Source organism: Serratia sp. HMSC15F11 (genome assembly GCF_001808215.1).
Lineage (GTDB): Bacteria > Pseudomonadota > Gammaproteobacteria > Enterobacterales > Enterobacteriaceae > Serratia > Serratia nevei.
In genome coordinates this window covers 36,740-59,319 of the sequence record NZ_KV792476.1, presented here as the reverse complement: position 1 = coordinate 59,319, position 22,580 = coordinate 36,740, and the positions used below count along the sequence as shown (strand labels likewise).

Sequence of the window (22,580 nt, the reverse complement as noted above, 5' to 3'; positions counted from 1 at the left end):
AGGCAAGCCTGCGACATGGATATGTTCTTTTATCATCTGATGTTATGGAGGCTTGCGAAACATGTTCCCTCAAGCATGGCAGGTGGGGCTGGATATACAAATCGACTGCGTGCGGGCGGTGGCGGCCCAACGCCGCCGCAACGGCTGGCAGTTGCGCCACTGGTGGCAGCAGGCGCTGCCGCAGGCAGTTTTACGCGACGGCTGCCTGGAACCTTCCGAATTCCTGATCCGGGCGCTGCGGCAATGGCGCGTCAAGCTGCCGCGACATATTTCCTTACGCATTGCCCTGCCGGCGCAGCGCGTGTTGCAGCAGCGTATGGCGCGGCCTGACGCGCGGCTGCGTGAGCCGGAACGCAGCGACTATATCGGCGGCCACGGTTTGAAGCAGTTTCCGCTCGACGGCCAGACGCTGGCGCTCGACTATCGTGCAGCCCCGGCGGATGAGGCGACGCTGCTGTTGACCGCCGCACGGCGGCAGGAGCTGCAGCAGTGGCTGCATTGTTTGCGTCAGGCTGGCCTGCACCCGCAAGCGGTCGATATCACTCCCTGCGCGCTGCGGGTTATGGCGACGGCGGCGGGCGTGCCGCCCGCCGCGGGGCTGATGCATCGCCTCGATCGAGAATGGCTGTGGGTGGCGCCGGCCGATGGCGCCTTCGCCTTTGGTCTGGTGCCGGGCGACGATGGTGCTCAGGCGCTGCGGGCGCTGCAAGCCCAGACGCCGGCGGGCGACGATCGGCCTGTCTATGCCGGCAGCGTGCTGGTGGGAGCCCTGCCTGCCGGTTGCCTTGCCTGGTCGCCGCTCAGCGCCTTCACGCAGCTGCGTCCGCCGTTGCCTGTCCATCCCTCGGCGTTCGCGTTGGCCGGTGGTCTGGCGCTGCGCGAGGAGGATCGTTGATGTATCAGGTCAACTTTCTGCCCTGGCGCCAGCGCCGCGATCGGCGACGCGCCTATTTCTGGCTGGGCGTGCTGTTGTTGCAGGTAATGGCGCTGCTGCTGGCACTGTTCCTGGTCGCCGGCCAGCTGCGTCACCAACAGGCGCAGCGGCAGGCGCGGCTGGCGATGTTGGGTGAGGAGCTGGCGGCATTGACGTCGTTTGCCCGCCAGCAGCAACAAGAGCGGGCGCAGCAAGCGATGCACAGTGCCCGCGCCGAACGGCAGGCAAATAACGCCCAACATAACCGGCGTTATTTGCAGCTGCTGCAGCAATTGTCCTCCAGCATTCCTCCGCCGCTGTGGCTTACGGCGTTGGACAGCAATGCGGCGAACGGCCTACGGCTGCGTGGATTGAGCCGCTCTCCTGCGGCCATCACGCAGTTCGAACGGCGGCTGGCGGGGATACCTGCGTTGCCACGGCTGCATTTGGCTGAGGTGGCACAACGCGAAGATGGCCTGTACTCCTTTCATCTGGCGGCGCAGTGGGGGCGTGATGGATAGCCGTTTGTCATCCGGGCTGCGCCTCTGGCTGAGCTTGCCGGGCTGGCTATTGCTGCTGTCGCAAGGGGTGGGCATCGGCACGCTGGCGCTGTTGGGCGGCGGTTGGCTGCTGCAAGACGAATGGCGTCAGCGGGAAAACGCGGCGGAGCGGCAACAGCGACTGCTGCAACAGATCGCTATGGTGCAGAGCCAGTTGGAAGAGACGCCGCAAACCGTTATCCCGGCGGCGGCGCTTGCGCCGACCACCACCGGCGATTTGGCGAGCGTGCTGCAACGGGCGGGGGGCGCTTTGCTGCGCTGGCAGCGGCAGGAAAAACCGCCGCGGCAAACGCTGAGCTTGCGCATTGATTACACCGGCTTGCTGGTGCTGCTGGAGGCGCTGCCCGCCGATTTACGCCTCGAGCAGCTGAGCGTGGAGACGCCGCCCCTTGGCATGACGGCGCGGTTGGTTTTGCAGGATGCCACCGAGGATCAGCCCGATGAGTAAAAGACCCGGCCGTGGGTGGTGGTGGCTGCTATGGCCGTGGGCCCTAAGCGCTGAGCCGCGCGACCCGTTTGCGCCGCCTCCGCTGCCTGCTTGTGCCCAAACGGCGGCATCGCCGGCGGGCTGGCGACTGAAAGGCGTCATCGGGCAACCGACGTTGCGCTATGGCTGGGTGGTGACGCCGGCGGGACAATGGTTGCGCCTGCGGCCGCAGCAGCGGGTGCTGGCCGAGCGCTGGCAGGTGACGCAGGTGCAGGCGCGCAGCCTGACGTTAACGGCGCTGGCGGCCGAACCGGATTGCCCGGCGAGCCAGGGCGACATCTCGCTGATAATGGACAACAAGGATGGTAAGCCATGAAGGGACGCGCTGGACTGGGCGTGGCGCTGTGGTGTCTGACGCTCGGCGCCGCACAGGCGCAGGATAAACAGGTTATTTCGCTGGAGTTTCAGGATGCGCCGGTCACGGTCATCCTGCAGGCGCTGGCGGATTATCGGCAGATGAACCTGATCGCCGCGCCCGGCGTAAGCGGCAACCTGACGCTACGGCTGGAGAATGTGCCCTGGCCTCAGGCGCTGGCGCTGACCCTGCGCATGGGCAAACTGGCGATGACGCGTGAGGGTAACGTGATGCTGATTGCGCCGGAGCCGGACGCGCAGGAAAAAAGGCAGCAGCGAGAGGCGCTGGCACAGCGGCAACCGCTGCACAGCCTGAGCCTGACGTTACAGAACGGCGATGCGGCGGAGATTGCCGAAAGCCTCAATGCCCAACGCGGCGCCTTGCTCAGCGAGCGGGGCAGCGTGCTGGCGGATAAGCGCACCAATACGCTGCTGCTGCGCGACACCGCGCCGATCCTGGCGCAGTTGAAAAAGCGGGTAACGGAAATGGACGCGCCGCTGGCACAGGTTCAGCTGGCTGCGCATATCGTGACCATCAACAGCGAAAGCCTGCGCGAACTCGGCGTGCGTTGGGGATTGGCGCCTGACGACAGGCCGGCGCAGCCGCTGCGGCCGGGTAATCTCGGCGTCAACCTGCCGCTGGAGCGCAGCGCGGTGAACGTCGGTTTCCACCTGGCGCGCATCAGCGGGCGTTTGCTGAGCCTCGAGCTGACGGCGCTGGAACAGGAGAATCAGGTGGAGATCATCGCCAGCCCGCGCCTGCTGACGGCGCACCTGCAAACCGCCAGCATCAAGCAGGGAACCGAGATCCCTTACGAAGTGTCAAGCGGCGCCAGCGGTGCGACCGCCATCGAGTTCAAAGAGGCGGTGCTGGGCATGGAGGTGACGCCGAAAGTGTTGCCGGACGGGCGCATCACGCTGACCTTGCACATCAGCCAAAATATGCCGGGGCGCGCCATCAGCCGAGGTGCGGGGGAAGCGCTGACCATCGATAAACAGGAGATTAAAACGCAGATCACGGTGAAAAACGGTGAAACCCTGGTGCTCGGCGGTATTTTTCAACGGCATAGCGGCAAGACGGCGGACAAGGTGCCGGGATTGGCGGACGCGCCGTTATTGGGAGGCTTATTCCGACAAAGCGGCGCACAACAGAAAAAACGCGAGCTGGTGATCTTCATTACGCCGACCCTGATTAAAGGATAAGCGGCTACCTGTCAGGCGGACGGCAAATCTCCTAAAGTTGATGAGCAGATACACTTTTTTATCTCCTTGGGGGGATCTGCGTTTGACGCTGCGGCCGATTTAGCTTACAAGGGTTACCGAATTGAGCACCGAGGTTTTTTGTTAGCGTCAAGACGCCGTTAAAAACATATGGTTTCCCTCCCGCGGCGTGGATTGCGATTTATTCGGTTGCCAAACTACCAAGAGTGTTGAGATAATTTTTCGTCTGATCTCGCACTATCGCTCATGAGGTTTCAGTTTAGGTCCCGCCGCTGATTTGATTGGCGGGGCGGGTTAACATTAACGAATTGTCTTAGTAATACCGAAAAACATGGCAGAGAAACGCAATATCTTTCTGGTTGGGCCTATGGGTGCCGGCAAAAGCACTATTGGCCGTCAGTTAGCTCAGCAACTCAATATGGAGTTCTTCGACTCCGATCAAGAAATTGAGCGACGTACCGGAGCTGACGTGGGCTGGGTATTCGACGTGGAAGGGGAAGAAGGTTTCCGCGATCGTGAAGAAAAAGTCATTAATGAACTGACGGAAAAACAAGGGATTGTGTTGGCGACCGGCGGCGGTTCGGTGAAGTCGCGCGAAACGCGCAACCGTCTGTCCGCGCGCGGCGTGGTGGTCTATCTGGAAACCACGATCGAGAAGCAGCTGGCTCGTACCCAGCGTGATAAAAAACGCCCGCTGCTGCAGGTCGATTCTCCGCCGCGTGAAGTGCTGGAAGCCTTGGCGAAAGAGCGCAATCCGTTGTATGAAGAGATTGCCGATGTCACCATCCGCACCGACGATCAGAGCGCTAAAGTGGTTGCTAACCAGATCATCAACATGCTGGAAAGCAACTGATTGCCGATTTTCGCGTTCGCCGTCGGCCAATGCGGAAAACTGATTTGTGTTCCCCGCCGCTGCGGGGATCAACCACCGCCGCACCATACAGAGAACTGAGCGCGACATGGAGAGAATTACTGTAACGCTTGGGGAGCGCAGCTACCCGATTACCATCGCCGCCGGATTGTTTAACGATCCGGCTTCTTTTATGCCGTTGAAGGCGGGTGAGCAAGCGATGTTGGTCACCAACCAGACCCTGGCGCCGCTCTATCTGGAGCGCGTCCGGCAGGTGCTGGAGCGGGGCGGCGTCGTGGTGGATCAGGTGATCCTTCCCGATGGTGAGCAGTACAAATCTCTGGCGGTGTTGGATCAGGTGTTTTCGGCGCTGCTGGAAAAACCGCACGGGCGCGACACGACGCTGATCGCGCTCGGTGGCGGCGTTGTCGGCGATCTGACCGGCTTTGCCGCCGCGTGCTATCAACGCGGCGTGCGTTTCATTCAGGTTCCCACCACGCTGTTGTCGCAGGTGGATTCTTCCGTGGGCGGCAAGACCGCCGTCAACCACCCGCTCGGCAAAAACATGATCGGCGCTTTCTATCAACCCGCTTCGGTGGTGGTTGATCTGGATTGCCTGAAAACGTTGCCGACGCGTGAACTCTCTTCCGGCCTGGCTGAAGTCATCAAATACGGGATCATCCTCGATCGCGAGTTCTTCGTCTGGCTGGAAAACAACATCGATGCGCTGATGGCGTTGGATATGCAGGCGTTGGCCTACTGTATCCGCCGCTGCTGCGAGCTGAAGGCCGAGGTCGTGGCTGCCGACGAACGCGAAAGCGGCCTGCGCGCCTTGCTGAATCTGGGCCATACTTACGGCCACGCCATCGAAGCCGAAATGGGCTACGGCGTATGGCTGCACGGCGAAGCGGTGGCTGCAGGCATGGTGATGGCGGCGGAAACCGCACACCGTCTTGGCCAGTTCTCCGTTGAAGATATCGAACGCATCAAAACGCTGCTGCTGCGCGCCGGGTTGCCGGTTTGCGGGCCGCAGGAAATGACGCCGGAGTCCTATCTGCCGCACATGCTGCGCGACAAGAAAGTGCTGGCGGGTGAACTGCGTCTGGTGCTGCCGACCGCGATCGGTGCGGCGGAAGTGCGCGGCGGCGTAGGGCATGAGCTGGTGTTGGCGTCGATCGCCGCCTGCCTGCCTGAGCAGCAGCGTAATTAAATCGGACTAAGTAACAGTGGCTTAGCCGCCATTTGCATCTATATTAATACAGTGAGCAGAGCACGACGGGTGTCGCTTTGCCATCATCGGGTTAATGTGCCCGTGCCACGGTAGGTCTACGGTGGTGGGCTTTTGCCTCTAGTTGGAGGGTTTCAGATGGACGAGTTTAAACCGGAAGACGATCTCAGACCTGATAGCAGCGATCGTCGTCCTACGCGTTCGCGCAAGCCGGCCGCCGCGCCGCGCTTCGCCGTTTCGCGCCAGCATTTGATGATTGGCATCGGCATTTTGGTGCTGTTGCTCCTGATTATCGGTATCGGTTCCGCCTTGAAGGCGCCGACCAAGCATGAGGCGGCTCAGGATAGCGGCGCACAAAACGGCGCGGCTCGCGATATCAACCTGTCCGGTTCTTCGTCGCTGACCACCGCCAACAACGGCGTGCCGGGCGGCACGACGGATACCCACGACAACAACGGCGTGAGTGCGACTCAGCCGCAGCAACCGCAGAACGTCAGCGTTCCGCCGATCTCAGGCACGCCGACCGAAGCGCAAACTCAGCCTCAGCAGGGCGGTGCGCAGCAGCGCGTCGATCTGCCGGGCAACATGGCGGATGCGCTGTCGCAGCAGCAGGGGCAAGTGGATGCCGCGACCCAGGGCATGACCGGCGCAGCCTCGACGCTGCCGACCGCACCGGCGACGGTGATGAGCGGCGCCGCAGCGCGCGAGGCGACTCGCCCTGTGCAAGGTACCGCGCAGCAACAGCATAAAACGCCGGCGAAAACTGCCGCCACCAAACCGACCGCGACGCAGCATAAATCACCGACTACGGTGTATACGCCGCCGGCCAAGCCGTCTTCCACCGCGAAAGCGGGAGCGGTCAGCAGCAGCGGCAGTTCGCTGCAGTCTGCACCGGGCAGCCATTACACGCTGCAGCTGAGCAGCGCTTCGCGTTCCGATACGCTGAACGCCTACGCCAAACAGCAGAAGCTGCAGAACTACCTCGTGTACGCCACCAAGCGTGACGGCAAACCGTGGTATGTGCTGGTAAGCGGCAACTACGCGTCTTCCGCGGAAGCGAAACGCGCCATTGCTTCGTTGCCGGCGGATGTACAGGCGAAAAAACCATGGGTCCGACCTGTACATCAGGTACAGCAAGATCTTAAAAAATAAATCATTTAAATTTGTGCGCTGATGTGCTGTCTGAAACAGAGTACAATCCGCCGCTCTGAATTGTATAAGTAGCTAATTGACGGCATGAAGAAAAACCGCGCTTTTTTAAAATGGGCTGGTGGAAAATACCCGCTGGTAGACGAGATTCGTCGCCATCTGCCGGCGGGAGACTGCTTAATCGAGCCCTTCGTGGGGGCGGGATCCGTCTTCCTGAATACGGATTACGACGCCTACATTCTCGCCGACATCAATAGCGATCTTATCAACCTGTATAACATCGTTAAGCTGCGCACGGATGACTTCGTGCGCGATGCCCGCACGCTTTTCGCCGATGAATTCAATAACTCGGATCAGTTTTACCTGCTGCGAGAAGAGTTCAATACTAGCACCGAGCCTTACCGCCGGGCGCTGCTGTTCCTGTACCTGAACCGCCACTGCTATAACGGCCTGTGCCGCTATAACCTGCGCGGCGAGTTCAACGTACCGTTCGGCCGCTACAAGAAACCGTACTTCCCGGAAGAAGAGCTCTACTGGTTTGCCGAAAAATCGCGCAATGCCACTTTTGTCTGCGAGCATTACCGCGATACCATGGCGAAGGCCGTGGCCGGCGCCGTGGTGTATTGCGATCCGCCTTATGCGCCGCTGTCGGCGACGGCGAATTTCACCGCTTACCATACCAACAGCTTCAGCATCGCCGATCAGCAGAGCCTGGCGCAATTGGCGCATCAGCTCTCGGTAGAGAGCCGGGTACCGGTATTGATCTCCAATCACGATACCGAGCTGACGCGCGACTGGTACCAGAATGCTGCGCTGTATGTGGTGAAAGCGCGCCGCACGATCAGCCGCAATATTCTCGGCCGCAGCAAAGTGAACGAGCTTTTGGCGCTGTATCGCTAAGCCGGGGTGCCCCGGCGCATAACAACTCGACCCTACGTTTGGAGAAGCGGATGAAAAAGTTTTTGATTGCCCCGTCCATTCTGTCGGCAGATTTTGCCCGGTTAGGTGAAGATACCGCCAACGTGCTGGCCGCAGGCGGCGACGTGGTGCACTTCGACGTGATGGACAACCACTACGTGCCCAATCTGACCATCGGTCCGATGGTGTGCGAAGCGCTGCGCAACTACGGCATTACCGCGCCGATTGACGTGCACCTGATGGTCAAACCGGTGGACCGCATCGTGCCTGATTTCGCCAAGGCCGGCGCGTCTTATATCTCTTTCCACCCCGAAGCTTCCGAACATGTCGATCGCACCATTCAGCTGATCAAAGAGCACGGCTGCAAAGCCGGTCTGGTGTTCAACCCGGCCACGCCGCTGAGCTATCTCGATTACGTGATGGATAAAATCGACGTGATCCTGCTGATGTCGGTTAACCCGGGCTTCGGCGGCCAGTCGTTCATCCACGGTACCCTGGACAAGCTGCGCCAGGTGCGCAAGCTGATCGACGACAGCGGTCGCGATATCCGCCTGGAAGTCGACGGTGGGGTGAAGGTGGATAACATCGCCGAAATCGCCGCTGCGGGCGCCGATATGTTCGTCGCCGGTTCCGCCATCTTTGGCCAGCCGGACTACCGCAAGGTGATCGACGAGATGCGCAGTGAGCTGGCGAAGGTTTCCCATGGCTGATTTCGGCGCTATCCGCGCACTGGCCTTCGATCTGGACGGCACGCTGGTCGACAGCGCGCCGGGCCTGGCGGCCGCCATCGATATGGCGCTGGAAGAAGCGGGCCTGCCGCAAGCGGGTGAAGAACGGGTTGGCACCTGGATCGGCAACGGCGCCGACGTGCTGGTGCAGCGCGCGCTGCGCTGGGCGGAAGCGGAAGGCACGCCGGAGCAGTGCGGCCGGCTGCGTGAACGCTTCGACCATTTCTATGCGCAGACCGTCGACAGCGGTAGCCGCCTGTTCCCGCAGGTGCAAGAGACGCTGGCCCGGCTGGCCGCGCACGGCTACCCGATGGCGCTGGTGACCAACAAGCCGACGCCGTTCGTGGCGCCGCTGCTGGCATCGTTGGGGATTGGCGACTATTTCTCGCTGGTGATCGGCGGCGACGACGTGACGGAAAAGAAACCGCACCCGGCGCCGTTGTATCTGGTGCTCGGCAAGCTTGGGCTGCGCGCGCATGAACTGCTGTTCGTCGGCGATTCACGCAACGATATTCAAGCCGCGCAGGGCGCCGGTTGCCCAAGCGTCGGCTTTACCTACGGTTATAACTACGGTGAATCGATAGCCCTGAGCCACCCCGATCGGGTGTTGGAGCGCTTTGCCGATTTGTTGCCCGCTCTTGGGCTGTCATCTTTAGAGAATCAGGAAATTTAAACATGAGTAAGCCCATCGTATTTAGCGGCGCGCAGCCGTCCGGCGAACTGACCATCGGCAACTACATGGGTGCGCTGCGTCAGTGGGTGCAGATGCAGGACGACTACGACTGCATCTACTGCATCGTCGATCTGCATGCCATCACCGTGCGCCAGGACGCCGAGAAACTGCGCAAAGCCACGCTGGATACGCTGGCGCTGTACCTGGCCTGCGGTATCGATCCGGAAAAAAGCACCATCTTCGTGCAGTCGCACGTGCCTGAGCACACGCAGCTGAGCTGGGTGCTGAACTGCTACACCTATTTCGGCGAACTGAGCCGCATGACGCAGTTCAAAGACAAATCCGCGCGCTACGCGGAGAACATCAACGCCGGGCTGTTCAGCTATCCGGTGCTGATGGCGGCGGATATCCTGCTGTATCAAACCAACCAGGTGCCGGTGGGCGAAGACCAGAAGCAGCACCTGGAACTGAGCCGCGACGTGGGCCAGCGTTTCAACGCGCTGTACGGCGACGTGTTCAAAGTGCCGGAGCCGTTTATTCCTAAATCCGGCGCGCGCGTGATGTCGCTGCAGGAACCGACCAAGAAGATGTCCAAGTCGGACGATAACCGCAACAACGTGATCGGCCTGCTGGAAGATCCGAAAGCGGTGACCAAGAAGATTAAGCGCGCAATGACCGACTCGGAAGAGCCGCCTGTCGTGCGTTACGACGTGGTCAACAAGGCGGGCGTCTCTAACCTGCTGGATATTCTCGCCGGCGTGACCGGCAAGAGCATCGCGCAGCTGGAAGCCGAGTTCGAAGGCCAGATGTACGGCCACCTGAAAGGCGCGGTGGCGGAAGCCGTCTCCGGCATGCTGGGTGAGCTGCAGGAGCGCTATCACCGCTTCCGTAACGACGAAGCCTATCTGCAGCAGGTGATGCGCGACGGCGCCGCCAAGGCCCGCGCACGCGCGCAGGAAACCCTGGCGAAGGTCTATCAGGCCGTCGGTTTCGTACCGCCGCAGGCGTAACGCCGGCGAAAATAAAAAAAGCGGCCACGGGCCGCTTTTTTTACGTCGGTATCACGCCATTTGCGCCAGGCCGGCAGGCGGTACCTCGCTGGCGAACCAGTTGAGTTTGCTGCGCAGGCTGACCACGCTGCCGACGATGATCAGACTGGGGCTGGCGGCCTGCAGTGACAGGGCGCCCAGTTGGCCGAGCTCGCCTTCGATCACCCGCTGGCGGCAGGAAGTGCCGTTTTCTACCAGCGCCACCGGCGTGGTGGCCGCCAACCCATTCACGATCAGCTGGCGCTGGATCTCCGCCGCCTGCGACAGCCCCATATAGAACACCAGCGTCTGTTGCCCGGCGGCCAGCGTCGCCCAGTCCAATCCGCCGTCGGCCTTGGCGTGGCCGGTCACCAGGCGCACGCTCTGCGCATGGTCGCGGTGGGTAAGCGGGATACCGCTGTAGGCGGAACAGCCGGAGGCGGCGGTGATGCCCGGCACCACCGAGAACGGCACGTTGGCGTCCGCCAGCGTCTCCAGCTCTTCGCCGCCGCGGCCGAAGATAAAGGGATCTCCCCCCTTCAGGCGCACCACGCGTTTGCCTTGCTGCGCCTGCTGCAGCAGGATTTGGTTGATTTGCTCTTGCGGCACGCAGTGGTGGCCGGCGCGTTTGCCGACGAAGATGCGTTCGGCGTCGCGGCGCACCAGCGTCATGATCTCTTCGGAGACCAGCCGGTCGTAAACCACCACGTCGGCCTGCTGGATCTGCTGCAGCCCTTTCAGCGTCAGCAAGCCGGCATCGCCCGGCCCGGCGCCCACCAGCACCACTTCACCGCGATCTTCCGGCTGTTCGCTGAACAGCTGCTCGAGCTGGCGTTCGGCCAGCGTGGCGTCGTCGTTGGCCAGCGACTGCGCCAGCCGATCGTGGGCGAATAACCGTTCCCAGAAGCGACGGCGCGCGCCGAGGCTGCTGAAGCGTTGTTTTACCCGCTGCCGCAGCGAGCCGCCCAGCTGGGCCAGCTTGCCGAGGTGCTGCGGCAGCATCGCTTCCAGCTTCTCGCGCAGCAGCCGCGCCAGCACCGGCGCTTTGCCGCCGGAGGACACCGCCACCATGATCGGCGAACGATCGATGATTGACGGCATAATAAAGCTGGCGCGTTTCGGATCGTCCACCACGTTGCAGAACACCCGCTGCTGGTTGGCGCACTGATACACCAGTGCGTTGACCTCCAGCCGGTCGGTGGCGGCGATCACCAGCCATTTTTCCGCCAGCAGTGCCGGGCTGAATTCGCCTTCGGCCAGCGTCAACCGGCCTTCTTCCGCCCACAGGTGGAACTGCGGGGTGAAGCCCACGGCGTTGACGGTCAGCGCTGCGCCGGCGTCCAGCAGCAGGCGCGCCTTGCGTTCGGCGATCTCGCCGCCGCCGACCAGCAGGCAGGCTTTATGTTGCAGTTGGCAGAAAATCGGCAGGTAGTCCATCGGCACTCCTCGGGATAATCAGTGTGGGGGCGAAATGCGCCCCCGAAAACTCAGGCGGTCTGACGTGCGGCGGCTTTCGCCGCCTGCGGGCGTTCGGCGCGCGGCGTGGCGTACCAATACCCCAGGCCCATCAGCACCGAGCCGGACAGGATATTGCCCAGCGTCACCCACAGCAGGTTGTGGCCGATGCCGGTGAGGGTATAGGCCTCGCTGTGGTTGCCGAACCAGGAGAGGGCGAACAGCGTCATGTTGGCGACGGAGTGTTCGTAACCCGAGGCGATAAAGGCCAGCAGGCACCACCAAATGGCGATGAACTTGGCGGCGCCTTCAACGCGGATCGCCATCCAAATCGCCAGGCAAACCAGCCAGTTGCACAGCACCCCCTTGAAGAACAGGACTTCGGCCAGCGCGGTGGTTTTCGCCAGCGCGGCGCTGTGCACCAGGCTGGTATCCACCGGCAGCAGGCTGCCGCCGCCGTAGTAATACATCAGCGCCACCAGCACCGAGCCGAGCAGGTTGCCGAGCCAGGTTTGCGGCAGCACCGCCCACATCTGGCTTTGGCGGATGGTGCCGGCCTTGACGCCGAGCGTCAGGAACATCGTATGGCCGGTGAACAGCTCGGAACCGGCGATGATCACCAGCGTCAGCGCGATGCCGAAGGTGGCGCCCATCACCAGCGGCCGAACGCTTGGGTCGACCAGGTTGCCGAGGGTGAAGATCAGGATGATGCCGAGGCCGACGTAGGCACCGGCCATCGCCGAGCTGATCCAGAAGCCGAGCGGGCTCTCCTTCGCCAGTCGGACGATGCGCGCCGCGTTGGCGGCGCATTTATTGATCGTGTCGGTAAACATGTTGCCTCCCGAAAGGTTATGCCGCGACTTGCACGATGCCGTCGACCACCCGGCTGGTGAAGCTGGCGACGGAACGGCTGTCGTCTTCCAGACAGTGGCCGTCGTACAGGCGGAAATGCTGTTTCTTCAGCGGGCTGGCGACCCACAGCTCGCCCTGATGCTCGGCGATGAGGCCGCGCGACAGCACGCTGGCCTGGGCGAACGGGTCGATATTGCTGATGGCGAACACCTGCTCGTCGGCATAGGGGCGGAACACCGCCACCTGCCGATCGCCGATCAGGGCGCACACGCCGGTGCCGGGCAGAATGTCGGCGACGGGACAAACGGTAATCCACTGGCTCATGCGTGGCTCTCCTCGGTATCGATCAGGGTGACGGGAATGCGCTCGTCCGGGCGCGCCGGGCGGTGCTGGTCGCGTTCGGCCACCACCTGCACATTCGGATCGCGCAGCGGGCTGTTGATGAAGTGGGCGAAGCGCAGCTGCGTTTCCGGATGCTCGACGGTCTCTTTCCACTCGCAAATCACCGCGTCGCGCAGGCGGGCGATCTCCGCTTCCAGTTGGTCGTTGATGCCGAGCTTGTCGTCGATGATCACCTTGCGCAGGTAGTCGATACCGCCTTCCAGGCTTTCCAGCCACACCGAGGTGCGCTGCAGTTTATCGGCGGTGCGGATATAGAACATCATGAAGCGGTCGAGATAGCGCACCAGTGTCTCGCGATCGAGGTCGGCGGCCAGCAGGTCGGCGTGGCGCGGTTTCATGCCGCCGTTGCCGCAGACGTACAGGTTCCAGCCGTTCTCGGTGGCGATGATGCCGACGTCCTTGCCCTGCGCTTCGGCGCATTCACGGGTGCAGCCCGAGACGCCGAACTTCATTTTGTGCGGGGTGCGGATGCCTTTGTAGCGATGCTCCAGCGTGACGCCGAAGCCGACGCTGTCGCCGACGCCATAGCGGCACCAGGTGCTGCCGACGCAGGTTTTCGCCATGCGCAGCGCCTTGGCGTAAGCGTGGCCGGTTTCAAAACCGGCGGCGAGCAGCTTGCGCCAGATGGCCGGCAGATCGTCTTTCTGCGCGCCGAACATGCCGATGCGCTGCGAGCCGGTCATTTTGGTATAGAGGTTGTATTCCTTGGCGATCTGGCCGATGGCCAGCAGGCCGTCCGGGGTGATTTCGCCGCCGGCGGAGCGTGGGATCACCGAGTAGGTGCCGTCTTTCTGGATATTGCCGAGGAAGTTGTCGTTGGTATCCTGCAGCGGCGTATGCTGCGGCTTGAGGATGTATTCGTTCCAGCACGAGGCCAGCAGCGAGCCGACGGTGGGTTTACACACTTCGCAGCCGTAGCCTTTGCCGTATTTGGCCAGCAGTGCCTCGAACGACTTGATGCCTTCGACGCGGATCAGGTGGAACAGCTCCTGGCGCGAATAGGCGAAGTGTTCGCACAGGTGGTGGTTGACCTCGATGCCTTGCTTGCTCAGCTCGGCGTTCAGCACTTGGGTGAGCAGCGGGATGCAGCCGCCGCAGCCGGTGCCGGCCTTGGTTTCGGCCTTCAGCGCCGCTACGGTGTGGCAGCCTTTGTTGACTGCCTGGATGATGTCACCTTTGCTGACGTCGAAGCAGGAGCAGATCTGCGCGCTTTCCGGCAGCGAATCCACGCCGATGGCCGGTTTGCTGCCCGCGTGGGCCGGCAGGATCAGGCCGTCCGGGTTCTCCGGCAGTTCGATGCCGTTCAACGCCAGCTGCAGCAGGTTGCCATAATCGCTGGTGTCGCCCACCAGCACCGCGCCGAGCAGGGTTTTGTTGTCGGCGCTGACCACGATGCGTTTGTAGACTTCTTTGCTTTCATCCAGATAAACGTAGCTGCGGGCGCCCTCGGTGCGGCCGTGGGCATCGCCGATGCCGCCGACGTCCACGCCCAGCAGCTTCAGCTTGGCGCTCATGTCGGCGCCCTGGAAGCCGTTTTCGCGGCCCAGCAGGTGATCGACGGCCACCTGCGCCATTTTGTAACCCGGCGCCACCAGGCCGAAGGTGCGATCGCGCCAGGCGGCGCACTCACCGATGGCGTACACGTCCGGATCCGACGTCTGGCAGCTGTCGTTGATGGCGATGCCGCCGCGGCGGCCAATCTCCAGCCCGCACTGACGCGCCAGCTTGTCCTGGGCGCGGATGCCGGTGGAGAACACGATGAAATCCACTTCCAGCAGGCTACCGTCGGCGAAATGCATGGTTTTGCGCGCCGTGCCGCCGCCGTTGACGATCTCCTGGGTATTTTTGCCGGTGTGTACCTTGACGCCCATGCGCTCGATCTTGCGGCGCAGCTGGTCACCGCCCATCGGGTCGAGCTGTTCGGCCATCAGCACCGGAGCGAACTCGATCACGTGCGTTTCCACCCCCAAGCTTTTCAGCGCGCCGGCGGCTTCCAGCCCCAACAGTCCGCCGCCGACTACCGCACCGCGTTTGCTGCGGCGCGCGCAGGCTTCGATGGCGTTCAGGTCTTCGATGGTGCGGTAAACGAAGCAATCCTGGCTATCCGAGCCTTTAATCGGCGGGATCCACGGATAGGAGCCGGTGGCCATGATCAGCTTGTCGTAATAGACGGTGCGGCCGGTGTTGGAGTGGATCACCTTCTCGTCGCGATTGATGGTGATAGCGCGCTCGCCGACCAGCACCTTCACGCCGTGTTTTTCGTAAAAGCCTTCGCGCACCAACGACAGCTCTTCGGCGGTGTGGTGCGAGAAGTAGGAGGAAAGGTGCACGCGATCGTAAGCGATGCGTGGCTCTTCGCAAAATACGGTGATTTCGAACTGGTCTTTGTCTGCTTTATCCAACAGATCTTCGATGAACCGGTGGCCGACCATGCCATTGCCGACGACGGCAAGTTTGACTCTGCTCATTATTGCCTCAAAATTCTGGTTTCCTAGGCTTACCTTATCTCTCCCGATGGGCAATTTATTGATGCAAATCAATCACACCCTTATATACCTCTAACGTGGTATATGGATGATTTTTCACGTTTTTTGATAAGTTGCGGATTTTATTCACCTTTAGCTGAAGCGAGTCAGTTTGCATGCAAATTACCCCACAGGGAGTAAACGCAGGGGGTAGGCAGGCAACGGCGACTTTGTCAGCGCGATCCGCTGCCAGTATGATGAAGAAAACCAGCGCAACGGCAGAGGTGAAGGGTGGCGAAACGTCCATTGAAGTTTATCGACAACCTGCGTTTAAGCGGGCATGAAGGGTTGTGGCAACTGGCGATCGAACAGGGGCGCATCGCGCATCTGGTGCCGCAGCCGGAAGGGCAGGAGTGGCGCAGCGACGTGTTGGATGCGCAGGGCGGGCTGGCGTTGCCGGCGTTCGTCGAACCGCATATTCACCTGGATACCACGCAAACCGCCGGTCAGCCGGCCTGGAACCAGTCCGGCACGCTGTTCGAGGGCATTGAGCGCTGGGCCGAACGTAAAGCGTTGCTGACCCATGAAGACGTCAAACAGCGCGCCTGGCAAACGCTCAAGTGGCAGATCGCCAACGGCGTGCAGTATGTGCGCACCCACGTCGACGTTTCCGATCCCACGCAGACCGCGCTGCGTGCCATGCTGGAGGTGAAGCAGGAGGTGGCGCCCTGGGTGACGCTGCAGATCGTCGCCTTCCCGCAGGAGGGGATCCTTTCCTATCCTAATGGCGAAGCGCTGCTTGAAGAGGCGCTGCGGCTGGGGGCCGACGTGGTGGGTGCCATTCCGCACTTCGAATTCACCCGCGAATACGGCGTGGAGTCGCTGCATAAGGCGTTCGCGCTGGCGCAAAAATACGATCGACTGGTGGACGTGCACTGCGATGAAATCGACGACGAGCAATCGCGCTTCGTCGAGACCGTGGCGGCGCTGGCGCTGAAGCTGGAGATGGGGGCGAAAGTCACCGCCAGCCACACCACGGCGATGCACTCTTACAACGGCGCTTACGCCTCGCGGCTGTTCCGCCTGCTGAAAATGTCCGGCATCAACTTCGTCGCCAACCCGCTGGTGAATATTCACCTGCAGGGGCGTTTTGACAGCTACCCGAAACGGCGCGGCGTGACGCGGGTGAAGGAGATGCTGGAGGCAGAGATCAACGTCTGCTTCGGCCATGACGACGTGTTCGATCCCTGGTACCCGCTCGGCACCGCCAACATGCTGCAGGTGCTGCATATGGGGCTGCACGTGTGCCAACTGATGGGCTATGGACAGATCGATGATGGGCTGAAGCTGATCACCCACCACAGCGCGCGCACCCTTAACCTGAGCGACTACGGCCTGGCGGCCGGCAACAGCGCCAACCTGGTGATCCTGCCGGCGGAAAGCGGCTTCGACGCGGTGCGCCGCCAGACGCCGGTGCGTTATTCTATTCGCCAAGGGGCGGTGATCGCCGAAACGCGGCCGGCGGAAACCACGCTGCATCTGCAGCAGGATGAGACGGTGGATTTTCGGCGTTAGCCGGTTCCTTTGCCCGCGACATGATGGTGAACATTATATGTCGTGGGCGGCCCTCTCGCGATAATTCCGGCAACGCGAGGTACATTATTGTTCGGCCAGTTAATGATTTTCTTTATAACCTGGAGTATCTAATAATTAATCTTTGAAATAATTTCAAGTGTGTTTTTTATCATGGAATGCGACTCATTAGTTATTTTTATCCTATATTTTCACTTCTTGTCGGATAATTGGTTTCTGATATTGATTTTAGTCAAGATTTGAGGGTTTTTATTTGATTCTGTGGATATTCATTGGGTTGTAATCTAATTTCCAGGGATTGGTGATTAACTTTATTGGTGTCTGACATGCAAGGATTGATGATGATTTTACGCCGCGTAGCATTGTTTAGTTTCCTGGTTTTTGGCGGGGCATGCTATGCGGCGCCTGCTGGCGAAGGTAGCGTTACGGATCCGACCAATGATTTTGATGACATAAACATTCAGGATCCCAATTGTGATAAGCGTGCCACAGAGAAATATTCGGCTAATGAATATAGGTATGCCATGTTCACGATGTGTGAAAAATATGTCGATGGGAAAATGGTTTTAATTCTATGGGTGAACAAGTATCAAGACTATAGTACGGGTTTTTGGTACGACTGGGAAGATCCTTATAAGTTGAGCCTGTTGGTTGGCATAAAACATGACGAAACAGGGCGAGAAAGTCAGCAGCTCTTTCAGTTATATGGATTTGGCAGGGATAAACGATTCGTCAGGGTGATACCAACACCAAGGTCTGGGAAATATACGTTTACTCTCAACGCGACCGTACATTCTGATAAAATAGGCAGCGGTAATGATATCTATGTTCGTCTAAGTAAAGTCGTAAATATTGCTCCCGATGGCGCTAATGTTTTAATGGAGCTGACGGATGCGATAGAAAAAAACAAAGATGCGCCATTCGTATACACTTTTGATAAAGACCATCAGATACCAATGCGCTCAGGCATTGACGAGTACTATGCCAATAACCAAAATGGGACACTGCTGGTTATTCCCAATGTGAGTAAATTGGTGCCGTCATTGCTGTTGGACATGAAGAAGCGGACATCGCTACGGTGCGAAAAGAATGACAATGCGTCAACGGACGATGGGGTTAAACAATCTAATGAAATTTATTACCCTGTTGGCGCATGGGGAAGGTTGGCTTTTCCTGATATTGTGCTGAACGTTAACTATTTTGATATCAGGCCGCAAAGACGTGGCAGTACCTGGATAAGTAACGGTTGTGCAACACCGCTTGGTATGTACTATGACAATGTTAAAGATGGTGCAACGCAGCCGGAGCTGGTAACCGGTGACTATTTCCCTGGGCTGCGTCATTTCGTCGATGAGCATAATAAAGCCGCGCCGGTCGACACACTTTTTTGGGAAATGAATCAGCCTGGTATTCCGTTGCACATTGTAAATAACACCGATCGGTTTAGTACTGAAGCCACGCGTTTTGCCGATAGACTAAGCAATATGAGGGCTCAGTTTGTGGCCTTTTCTGGAACCTCGCTGATTCCACGGCGTGATGACGGCTCAGAAGGTCAGCCGGATAACGGGCCGGCTCAAACGACCCGGATTGCCCTGGGTTACCATAACAAGCAGGATCGCCTCTATATTTTTCACGGCGGTGCCTACCGTGACGGCGTTGACCGCGGGGATCTGACCGCGTTGTTCCGGGCATTGGAGGCCAAGATGGCGGTAGAATTGGACGGCGGTGGTTCCGCCGCATTGGTTATCAAAAACGGCATTGCAAAATGGGGCGGTGGCGAAGCGCCCAAGAGCAGCTGCCCTAACTCTGGCGCTTGGTGCTCGCCGATAAAACAACCCGACGGGAATGCCCGACCGGTGCCTTCCTGGTTGGGAATCGAACTGAACCAGCCCTGAACAGTGATATAACTCCCGGCGGGCAGCGAGTCATCCGGGAGCGCGCCATCAGTTTAACGAAAATTCAGGTGCGGCCGAAATCATATACAATCCATAGGCGCGCAGCGCATCACGATAGATACCCAGTTTGCGTTTCCCTTCGAATTTCATCTCTTCTTCGGAGGCGTCTGGGGCCGCGACGGTTGTGATGTTATAGCGTTCTCCTTTGGCCAGGGCGAGGGATTGCAAAATGACATGGCACCTGCGCACATGGGTTGCGGAACTGACGATGACAATGTCATTTCGTTTTGCTTGTTTGATGATGTAACGTGAATAAATAAAGTTTTCTACGGTATCTGTCGCGTAGTTTTCGGCAATTATCCTGTTTTCGTCTATTCCTTGGGCAATCAGCCATTGCTTCATTTCGATACCTTCACTTTTGTCATTTCTCGGCACACCGCCCGTTACGATAATTTTAGCCTCAGGCAACATTTTCGCCATGGCTAAGGTTTTTTTCAGCCGGTTTATCAATATATTATCCATGACGCCATCCTCTTTTAATGCATAGCCTAAGGTGAGTATTAGCGCTGGCTTGTCTGTGTTGTAGCCGGCGGGGAGTGTTTCCGCTATTGGCATAGCTAATTGCTCATTGATATTGCCGATTATGGTCGCCACATCTTTTGCTCGCTGCGCACTGATTTTCTTTAGGGCCGACATTTCGTTGGTAATTGATTGCCCCAGGTAGTGTTTGTACATCACCAGATAGGTCAGCGCATCAATATCACCACCGGTTTGGGTATTTATTCCGGTGTAGACGTCCAGTGCTTTATTAATATTTCCTTGCAGTATATAGGTGTTTCCCAGGCTAAATAGGACGTCCAGGCGTTGTGGTGCACTCTGGTGAGCCGAGGATAGCGCATTTTCCAATTTTTCCAGGTTATAAATCTCATAGGCGTTTTTCGCAGTTAAGAGAAATTGGTGCGTTGCGTTACGCGCATTAATGGCTGAAGCCGTTGTGAATGGCGCATTTTTACCATAGACGGGAGCATGGCTTATCAAAGATAAGAGCAAGGCATAAAATATAATCTTCATTTATGATATTCCTTTATATATATTTGATGGTAATATTTTAGAGCCGAATGAGTGAAAATGATAAGTGAAATGGCTAAGTGAGCGATATTCGCCGGTAGGCCAGTGTTGTTTTTTATTAATCGGAGTTTTCAAATATAAAGGGTGCTGGCATTTTATACAATGCCAATTTAATCACGCTCCGTCACCCCGCGAATTGGAGATGAAATTCGGTTATGCCGCCAGCCCAGAGCGCGTTAGCCCGGCCTACGGAAAAGCGGGAGGAATAAAAAATGCCGGCCAGGGAGAAGTGGCCGGCATTTATCTAAGGAGAGAGGGCATTCTCAGTCAACGACGATGAACTCAGCCCTGTGTGCGGATCAGTGCGTCACGTGACCGTGGCTGCGGTGCTTGGTCACGAAGCCCAGCAGCAGACACATCACAAACACCGCCAGGTACAGGCCGTTGGCGGTGGTCAGCGCTGCGTGCGCGCCGCCTTTCGCCACAATCGGGCCGGTGACTACGAAGGTCAGCATGGTGCCGATGGTGCCGCAGGTCAGGATAAAGTTGACCAGCTTCGGCGAGGAGACCTTGGTCTGCAGCGAGCCGAGGGTGATCAGCGTGGTGTAGATGGCGCTGGAAACGAAGCCCAGGCCCATGATGTAGTAGCCCAGGTGCTCCGGATTGTCGGTGCTGACGAACAGGTACATCGCGCCGGTGGCCAGCGCGGCCAGCACGGTAACGATGCGCTGCAGATCGAAGAAGCGCAGGATGAAGCTGAACACCCACATGCCGACCATGTAAGAGGTCCAGAAGTCGCTCACCAGCTTACCGGCCTGGCCGATGTCCATGTTGAACGACTTGGTGGCGTACTCAGGCACCCACTGAATGAAGCCCAGCTGGCCGAGGATGTAGCACAGCGCGGCGATCGACAGGAACAGCACGCCGATGCCCCACTTTTCTTTCTCGACCGGCTGACCGGCGTCGGTGCCTTTCTTGCCCAGCACCGGGAATTCGGAGCACAGGGTCAGCACGAAGATCCCCACGTACAGCAGGCCGATGCAGGCATAAACCCAGTACCAGCCGATGTGGCGGGCCAGCAGCATCGCGGCGACGATCGGGAAGATCATCCCGGCCATGCTGAAGAAGGAGTCGGTGAACAACAGGCGTGAACCGCGCTGGCGGCCGGCATACATATGCGTGATCAGGAAGGTGCCGATAGACATGGTGATACCGCTAACCACGCCGAGGATAAACATGCACAGCGAGAACATGGTCAGGCTCTTGCCGAGCATCAGCCCTGCGACCGCCAGCACCATCAGGACAAAGCCGAAGATCAGCTGACGCTTCAGCGGGATGATTTCCATCAGCCAGGCATTGAGGAAGATCGAAATCAAAATGCCGGCGTTGAGGAAAGTAAAGGTGTTACTCATGCTGGAAACCGGCAGGTTAAAGTACTCTGCAATGTTTCCCATCACCATCCCTGTGACGATCACTAAAGCACCGGTCAGCGCGTACGAAAAGAAGCTGATCCAGGTAAGCCGTATGCGGTTACTGTCATTCATTGTATAGGCCTGAATATGTCTGTTAGAGGTTTTAACGCTGGCATAAGGCCGCTGGCTTTTCCTGGCAAACGCAGAAAAAAGTCCCGATCAGGCCACCAGGGGGCGGATCCTAGCACAGACAACGGGATTTTTTGTGATGGCTGTCGATTTTTTGATGTAACCAATGAAGGGGCGATGCGCATTATTGTGATCTATTTGCGCACCGTCACAATGGAATCACGGTTGACGATCGTCGGCTCAAACCGGTGCGCCGGGGTGGCGGGGTCGATCAGCCTGCGCGCCGCGTATTGGGCCATCTCGCTGATGGGAAAATGGACGCTGCTCAACGCCGGGCGCACGAAAGGCGCGCGTTCGCCGCTGTCGTAGCAGATCAAGGAGATATCCTGCGGCACCCGCAGGCGGTGCTCGTTGATCGCCAGCAGCGCGCCGATCGCCATCTCTTCGTTGCAGCAGTAGATGGCGCTGGGCCGCGCGGCTTGCTGCAGCAGCCGATCGGCGCAGCGGTAACCGCTTTCCAGATCGTAAACGCCCTCCAGGCAGGCCACCGGTTCGATATTCGCCGCCTGCATCGCCTCTTCAAATCCCTGCAGCCGCAGGCGGCTCGACGGGCGTTCACGCGGGCCGCTGATGCAGGCGATGCGCCGGTGCCCGGCATCGAGCAGCTGCTGCGTCGCCATGCGGCTGGCGAGCGGGTGATCGAAGGTGACGCAGCGGGCTTCCAGCCCCGGTACCAGACGATCGAGCAACACGAAATCACGTTGTTCCGCCGCCAATTGGCGCAGCCGATCGTCGCTGAGAAAACGCACGTGCAGGATCACGCCGTCGCAGCGCAGGCTAAATAGCCGCTGTATCGCCTGCCATTCGTTTTCGGCGCTGTTGCGGCCCTGGGTCACCAGCAGCTGCTTACCGTGGGATTCGGCCTCGGTCTGCACGAAGTCCATCAGTGCGCCGAAGAAGCCGCCGCGGTACGACGTGGTGACCAGCCCGAGGGTATTGCTGTGGCTGGAGGCGAGCGCGCGGGCCGCCGGGTTGGGGGTATAACCGAGCTGGGCAACGGCGCGTTCAACCTTCTCGCGGGTCGGTGCCTTGACGTTGCTGTCGCCGTTCACCACGCGCGATACGGTGGCGCGCGAAACGCCCGCCAGCGCCGCGACATCTTCCAGTGTCACCATCGTCCCACTCCTGAATTACGGCTAA

The 22,580-nt window shown here is 59.4% G+C and carries 21 protein-coding genes; 14 read left to right on the top strand and 7 right to left on the bottom strand.

Annotated features, from left to right (window positions below; genetic code table 11):
* The first annotated feature begins 61 nt into the window (after nt 1–61).
* From pilM to trpS, 12 genes are all read left to right on the top strand, one after another.
* Entirely contained in the window at nt 62–895 is an 834-nt protein-coding gene (gene pilM, locus HMPREF3138_RS16455) for a type IV pilus biogenesis protein PilM (protein WP_038878153.1), read from the top strand.
* On the top strand, nt 895–1,434 hold the full coding sequence (locus tag HMPREF3138_RS16450) for a PilN domain-containing protein (protein ID WP_038878152.1): 540 nt from the start codon (nt 895–897) through the stop codon (nt 1,432–1,434). Before pilM ends, HMPREF3138_RS16450 begins: the two co-directional genes overlap by 1 nt.
* Nucleotides 1,427–1,921: a hypothetical protein gene (locus tag HMPREF3138_RS16445; protein WP_038878151.1), complete on the top strand. Its 495-nt coding sequence runs from the start codon at nt 1,427–1,429 to the stop codon at nt 1,919–1,921. The genes HMPREF3138_RS16450 and HMPREF3138_RS16445 overlap by 8 nt, the downstream gene beginning before the upstream one ends.
* A complete protein-coding gene (locus HMPREF3138_RS16440) occupies nt 1,914–2,276 on the top strand; it encodes a HofP DNA utilization family protein (protein ID WP_038878149.1) in 363 nt (120 codons plus the stop codon). The genes HMPREF3138_RS16445 and HMPREF3138_RS16440 overlap by 8 nt, the downstream gene beginning before the upstream one ends.
* Complete coding sequence (hofQ, locus tag HMPREF3138_RS16435; RefSeq protein ID WP_049193826.1) at nt 2,273–3,517, top strand: DNA uptake porin HofQ; 1,245 nt, start codon at nt 2,273–2,275, stop codon at nt 3,515–3,517. Before HMPREF3138_RS16440 ends, hofQ begins: the two co-directional genes overlap by 4 nt.
* 349 nt (nt 3,518–3,866) lie before the next feature.
* Nucleotides 3,867–4,388 carry a shikimate kinase AroK gene (aroK, locus tag HMPREF3138_RS16430; protein ID WP_004391482.1) on the top strand — a complete coding sequence of 174 codons (522 nt, stop codon included), beginning with the start codon at nt 3,867–3,869 and terminating at the stop codon, nt 4,386–4,388.
* A 106-nt stretch (nt 4,389–4,494) separates the two neighbouring features.
* Nucleotides 4,495–5,595, top strand: coding sequence for a 3-dehydroquinate synthase (aroB, locus tag HMPREF3138_RS16425; protein WP_038878145.1), 1,101 nt, complete (start codon nt 4,495–4,497; stop codon nt 5,593–5,595).
* Nucleotides 5,596–5,751: 156 nt separating this feature from the next.
* Nucleotides 5,752–6,765, top strand: a complete 1,014-nt coding sequence (locus tag HMPREF3138_RS16420) for an SPOR domain-containing protein (RefSeq protein ID WP_038878142.1) — start codon at nt 5,752–5,754, stop codon at nt 6,763–6,765.
* A gap of 84 nt (nt 6,766–6,849) precedes the next feature.
* On the top strand, nt 6,850–7,662 hold the full coding sequence (dam, locus tag HMPREF3138_RS16415) for an adenine-specific DNA-methyltransferase (RefSeq protein WP_038878140.1): 813 nt from the start codon (nt 6,850–6,852) through the stop codon (nt 7,660–7,662).
* A gap of 50 nt (nt 7,663–7,712) precedes the next feature.
* On the top strand, nt 7,713–8,390 hold the full coding sequence (gene rpe / locus HMPREF3138_RS16410) for a ribulose-phosphate 3-epimerase (RefSeq protein ID WP_019456160.1): 678 nt from the start codon (nt 7,713–7,715) through the stop codon (nt 8,388–8,390).
* A complete protein-coding gene (locus HMPREF3138_RS16405) occupies nt 8,383–9,081 on the top strand; it encodes a phosphoglycolate phosphatase (protein ID WP_038878137.1) in 699 nt (232 codons plus the stop codon). Before rpe ends, HMPREF3138_RS16405 begins: the two co-directional genes overlap by 8 nt.
* Before the next feature lie 2 nt (nt 9,082–9,083).
* A complete protein-coding gene (trpS, locus tag HMPREF3138_RS16400; protein ID WP_025304534.1) occupies nt 9,084–10,091 on the top strand; it encodes a tryptophan--tRNA ligase in 1,008 nt (335 codons plus the stop codon).
* 51 nt (nt 10,092–10,142) lie between these two features.
* Here the strand turns inward: trpS and cysG are convergent, their stop codons facing one another.
* The 4 genes from cysG to nirB are packed head-to-tail and all read right to left on the bottom strand — an operon-like array spanning nt 10,143 to nt 15,286.
* Nucleotides 10,143–11,546: a siroheme synthase CysG gene (gene cysG, locus HMPREF3138_RS16395; RefSeq protein ID WP_038878134.1), complete on the bottom strand. Its 1,404-nt coding sequence runs from the start codon at nt 11,544–11,546 to the stop codon at nt 10,143–10,145.
* Between the two features lie 50 nt (nt 11,547–11,596).
* Nucleotides 11,597–12,397, bottom strand: a complete 801-nt coding sequence (gene nirC / locus HMPREF3138_RS16390; RefSeq protein ID WP_038878131.1) for a nitrite transporter NirC — start codon at nt 12,395–12,397, stop codon at nt 11,597–11,599.
* Nucleotides 12,398–12,413: 16 nt separating this feature from the next.
* Nucleotides 12,414–12,740 (bottom strand): nitrite reductase small subunit NirD, encoded by a 327-nt coding sequence (gene nirD, locus HMPREF3138_RS16385; RefSeq protein ID WP_038878129.1) that lies wholly within the window; start codon nt 12,738–12,740, stop codon nt 12,414–12,416.
* Nucleotides 12,737–15,286: a nitrite reductase large subunit NirB gene (gene nirB, locus HMPREF3138_RS16380; RefSeq protein ID WP_038878127.1), complete on the bottom strand. Its 2,550-nt coding sequence runs from the start codon at nt 15,284–15,286 to the stop codon at nt 12,737–12,739. The genes nirD and nirB overlap by 4 nt, the downstream gene beginning before the upstream one ends.
* A gap of 303 nt (nt 15,287–15,589) precedes the next feature.
* Here nirB and HMPREF3138_RS16370 point away from each other — a divergent pair, with 303 nt between their 5' ends.
* Nucleotides 15,590–16,858, top strand: a complete 1,269-nt coding sequence (locus HMPREF3138_RS16370) for a cytosine deaminase (protein WP_038878123.1) — start codon at nt 15,590–15,592, stop codon at nt 16,856–16,858.
* Between the two features lie 344 nt (nt 16,859–17,202).
* Nucleotides 17,203–18,771 carry a phosphodiester glycosidase family protein gene (locus tag HMPREF3138_RS16365; protein ID WP_080213328.1) on the top strand — a complete coding sequence of 523 codons (1,569 nt, stop codon included), beginning with the start codon at nt 17,203–17,205 and terminating at the stop codon, nt 18,769–18,771.
* Between the two features lie 48 nt (nt 18,772–18,819).
* Here HMPREF3138_RS16365 and HMPREF3138_RS16360 read toward each other — a convergent pair whose 3' ends face one another.
* The 3 genes from HMPREF3138_RS16360 to HMPREF3138_RS16350 form a co-directional block, all read right to left on the bottom strand.
* Complete coding sequence (locus HMPREF3138_RS16360; RefSeq protein ID WP_049193837.1) at nt 18,820–19,842, bottom strand: YdcF family protein; 1,023 nt, start codon at nt 19,840–19,842, stop codon at nt 18,820–18,822.
* A 356-nt stretch (nt 19,843–20,198) separates the two neighbouring features.
* The gene (gene tsgA, locus HMPREF3138_RS16355) at nt 20,199–21,383 is read right to left on the bottom strand and encodes an MFS transporter TsgA (protein WP_038878120.1); all 1,185 of its coding nucleotides are present in this window, start codon (nt 21,381–21,383) and stop codon (nt 20,199–20,201) included.
* Between the two features lie 191 nt (nt 21,384–21,574).
* Nucleotides 21,575–22,555 carry a LacI family DNA-binding transcriptional regulator gene (locus tag HMPREF3138_RS16350; RefSeq protein ID WP_038878117.1) on the bottom strand — a complete coding sequence of 327 codons (981 nt, stop codon included), beginning with the start codon at nt 22,553–22,555 and terminating at the stop codon, nt 21,575–21,577.
* Nucleotides 22,556–22,580 lie beyond the last annotated feature (25 nt).

Excerpts from the sequence above, each read along its gene's own strand:
- dam (WP_038878140.1), top strand. The coding sequence starts at position 6,850 with ATGAAGAAAAACCGCGCTTTTTTAAAATGGGCTGGTGGAAAATACCCG.
- HMPREF3138_RS16440 (WP_038878149.1), top strand. The coding sequence starts at position 1,914 with ATGAGTAAAAGACCCGGCCGTGGGTGGTGGTGGCTGCTATGGCCGTGG.
- HMPREF3138_RS16405 (WP_038878137.1), top strand. The coding sequence starts at position 8,383 with ATGGCTGATTTCGGCGCTATCCGCGCACTGGCCTTCGATCTGGACGGC.
- tsgA (WP_038878120.1), bottom strand. The coding sequence starts at position 21,383 with ATGAATGACAGTAACCGCATACGGCTTACCTGGATCAGCTTCTTTTCG.
- HMPREF3138_RS16445 (WP_038878151.1), top strand. The coding sequence starts at position 1,427 with ATGGATAGCCGTTTGTCATCCGGGCTGCGCCTCTGGCTGAGCTTGCCG.
- HMPREF3138_RS16420 (WP_038878142.1), top strand. The coding sequence starts at position 5,752 with ATGGACGAGTTTAAACCGGAAGACGATCTCAGACCTGATAGCAGCGAT.
- HMPREF3138_RS16360 (WP_049193837.1), bottom strand. The coding sequence starts at position 19,842 with ATGAAGATTATATTTTATGCCTTGCTCTTATCTTTGATAAGCCATGCT.
- cysG (WP_038878134.1), bottom strand. The coding sequence starts at position 11,546 with ATGGACTACCTGCCGATTTTCTGCCAACTGCAACATAAAGCCTGCCTG.
- hofQ (WP_049193826.1), top strand. The coding sequence starts at position 2,273 with ATGAAGGGACGCGCTGGACTGGGCGTGGCGCTGTGGTGTCTGACGCTC.
- rpe (WP_019456160.1), top strand. The coding sequence starts at position 7,713 with ATGAAAAAGTTTTTGATTGCCCCGTCCATTCTGTCGGCAGATTTTGCC.
- HMPREF3138_RS16365 (WP_080213328.1), top strand. The coding sequence starts at position 17,203 with ATGCAAGGATTGATGATGATTTTACGCCGCGTAGCATTGTTTAGTTTC.
- HMPREF3138_RS16450 (WP_038878152.1), top strand. The coding sequence starts at position 895 with ATGTATCAGGTCAACTTTCTGCCCTGGCGCCAGCGCCGCGATCGGCGA.
- nirB (WP_038878127.1), bottom strand. The coding sequence starts at position 15,286 with ATGAGCAGAGTCAAACTTGCCGTCGTCGGCAATGGCATGGTCGGCCAC.
- aroK (WP_004391482.1), top strand. The coding sequence starts at position 3,867 with ATGGCAGAGAAACGCAATATCTTTCTGGTTGGGCCTATGGGTGCCGGC.
- HMPREF3138_RS16350 (WP_038878117.1), bottom strand. The coding sequence starts at position 22,555 with ATGGTGACACTGGAAGATGTCGCGGCGCTGGCGGGCGTTTCGCGCGCC.
- aroB (WP_038878145.1), top strand. The coding sequence starts at position 4,495 with ATGGAGAGAATTACTGTAACGCTTGGGGAGCGCAGCTACCCGATTACC.
- trpS (WP_025304534.1), top strand. The coding sequence starts at position 9,084 with ATGAGTAAGCCCATCGTATTTAGCGGCGCGCAGCCGTCCGGCGAACTG.
- pilM (WP_038878153.1), top strand. The coding sequence starts at position 62 with ATGTTCCCTCAAGCATGGCAGGTGGGGCTGGATATACAAATCGACTGC.
- nirD (WP_038878129.1), bottom strand. The coding sequence starts at position 12,740 with ATGAGCCAGTGGATTACCGTTTGTCCCGTCGCCGACATTCTGCCCGGC.
- nirC (WP_038878131.1), bottom strand. The coding sequence starts at position 12,397 with ATGTTTACCGACACGATCAATAAATGCGCCGCCAACGCGGCGCGCATC.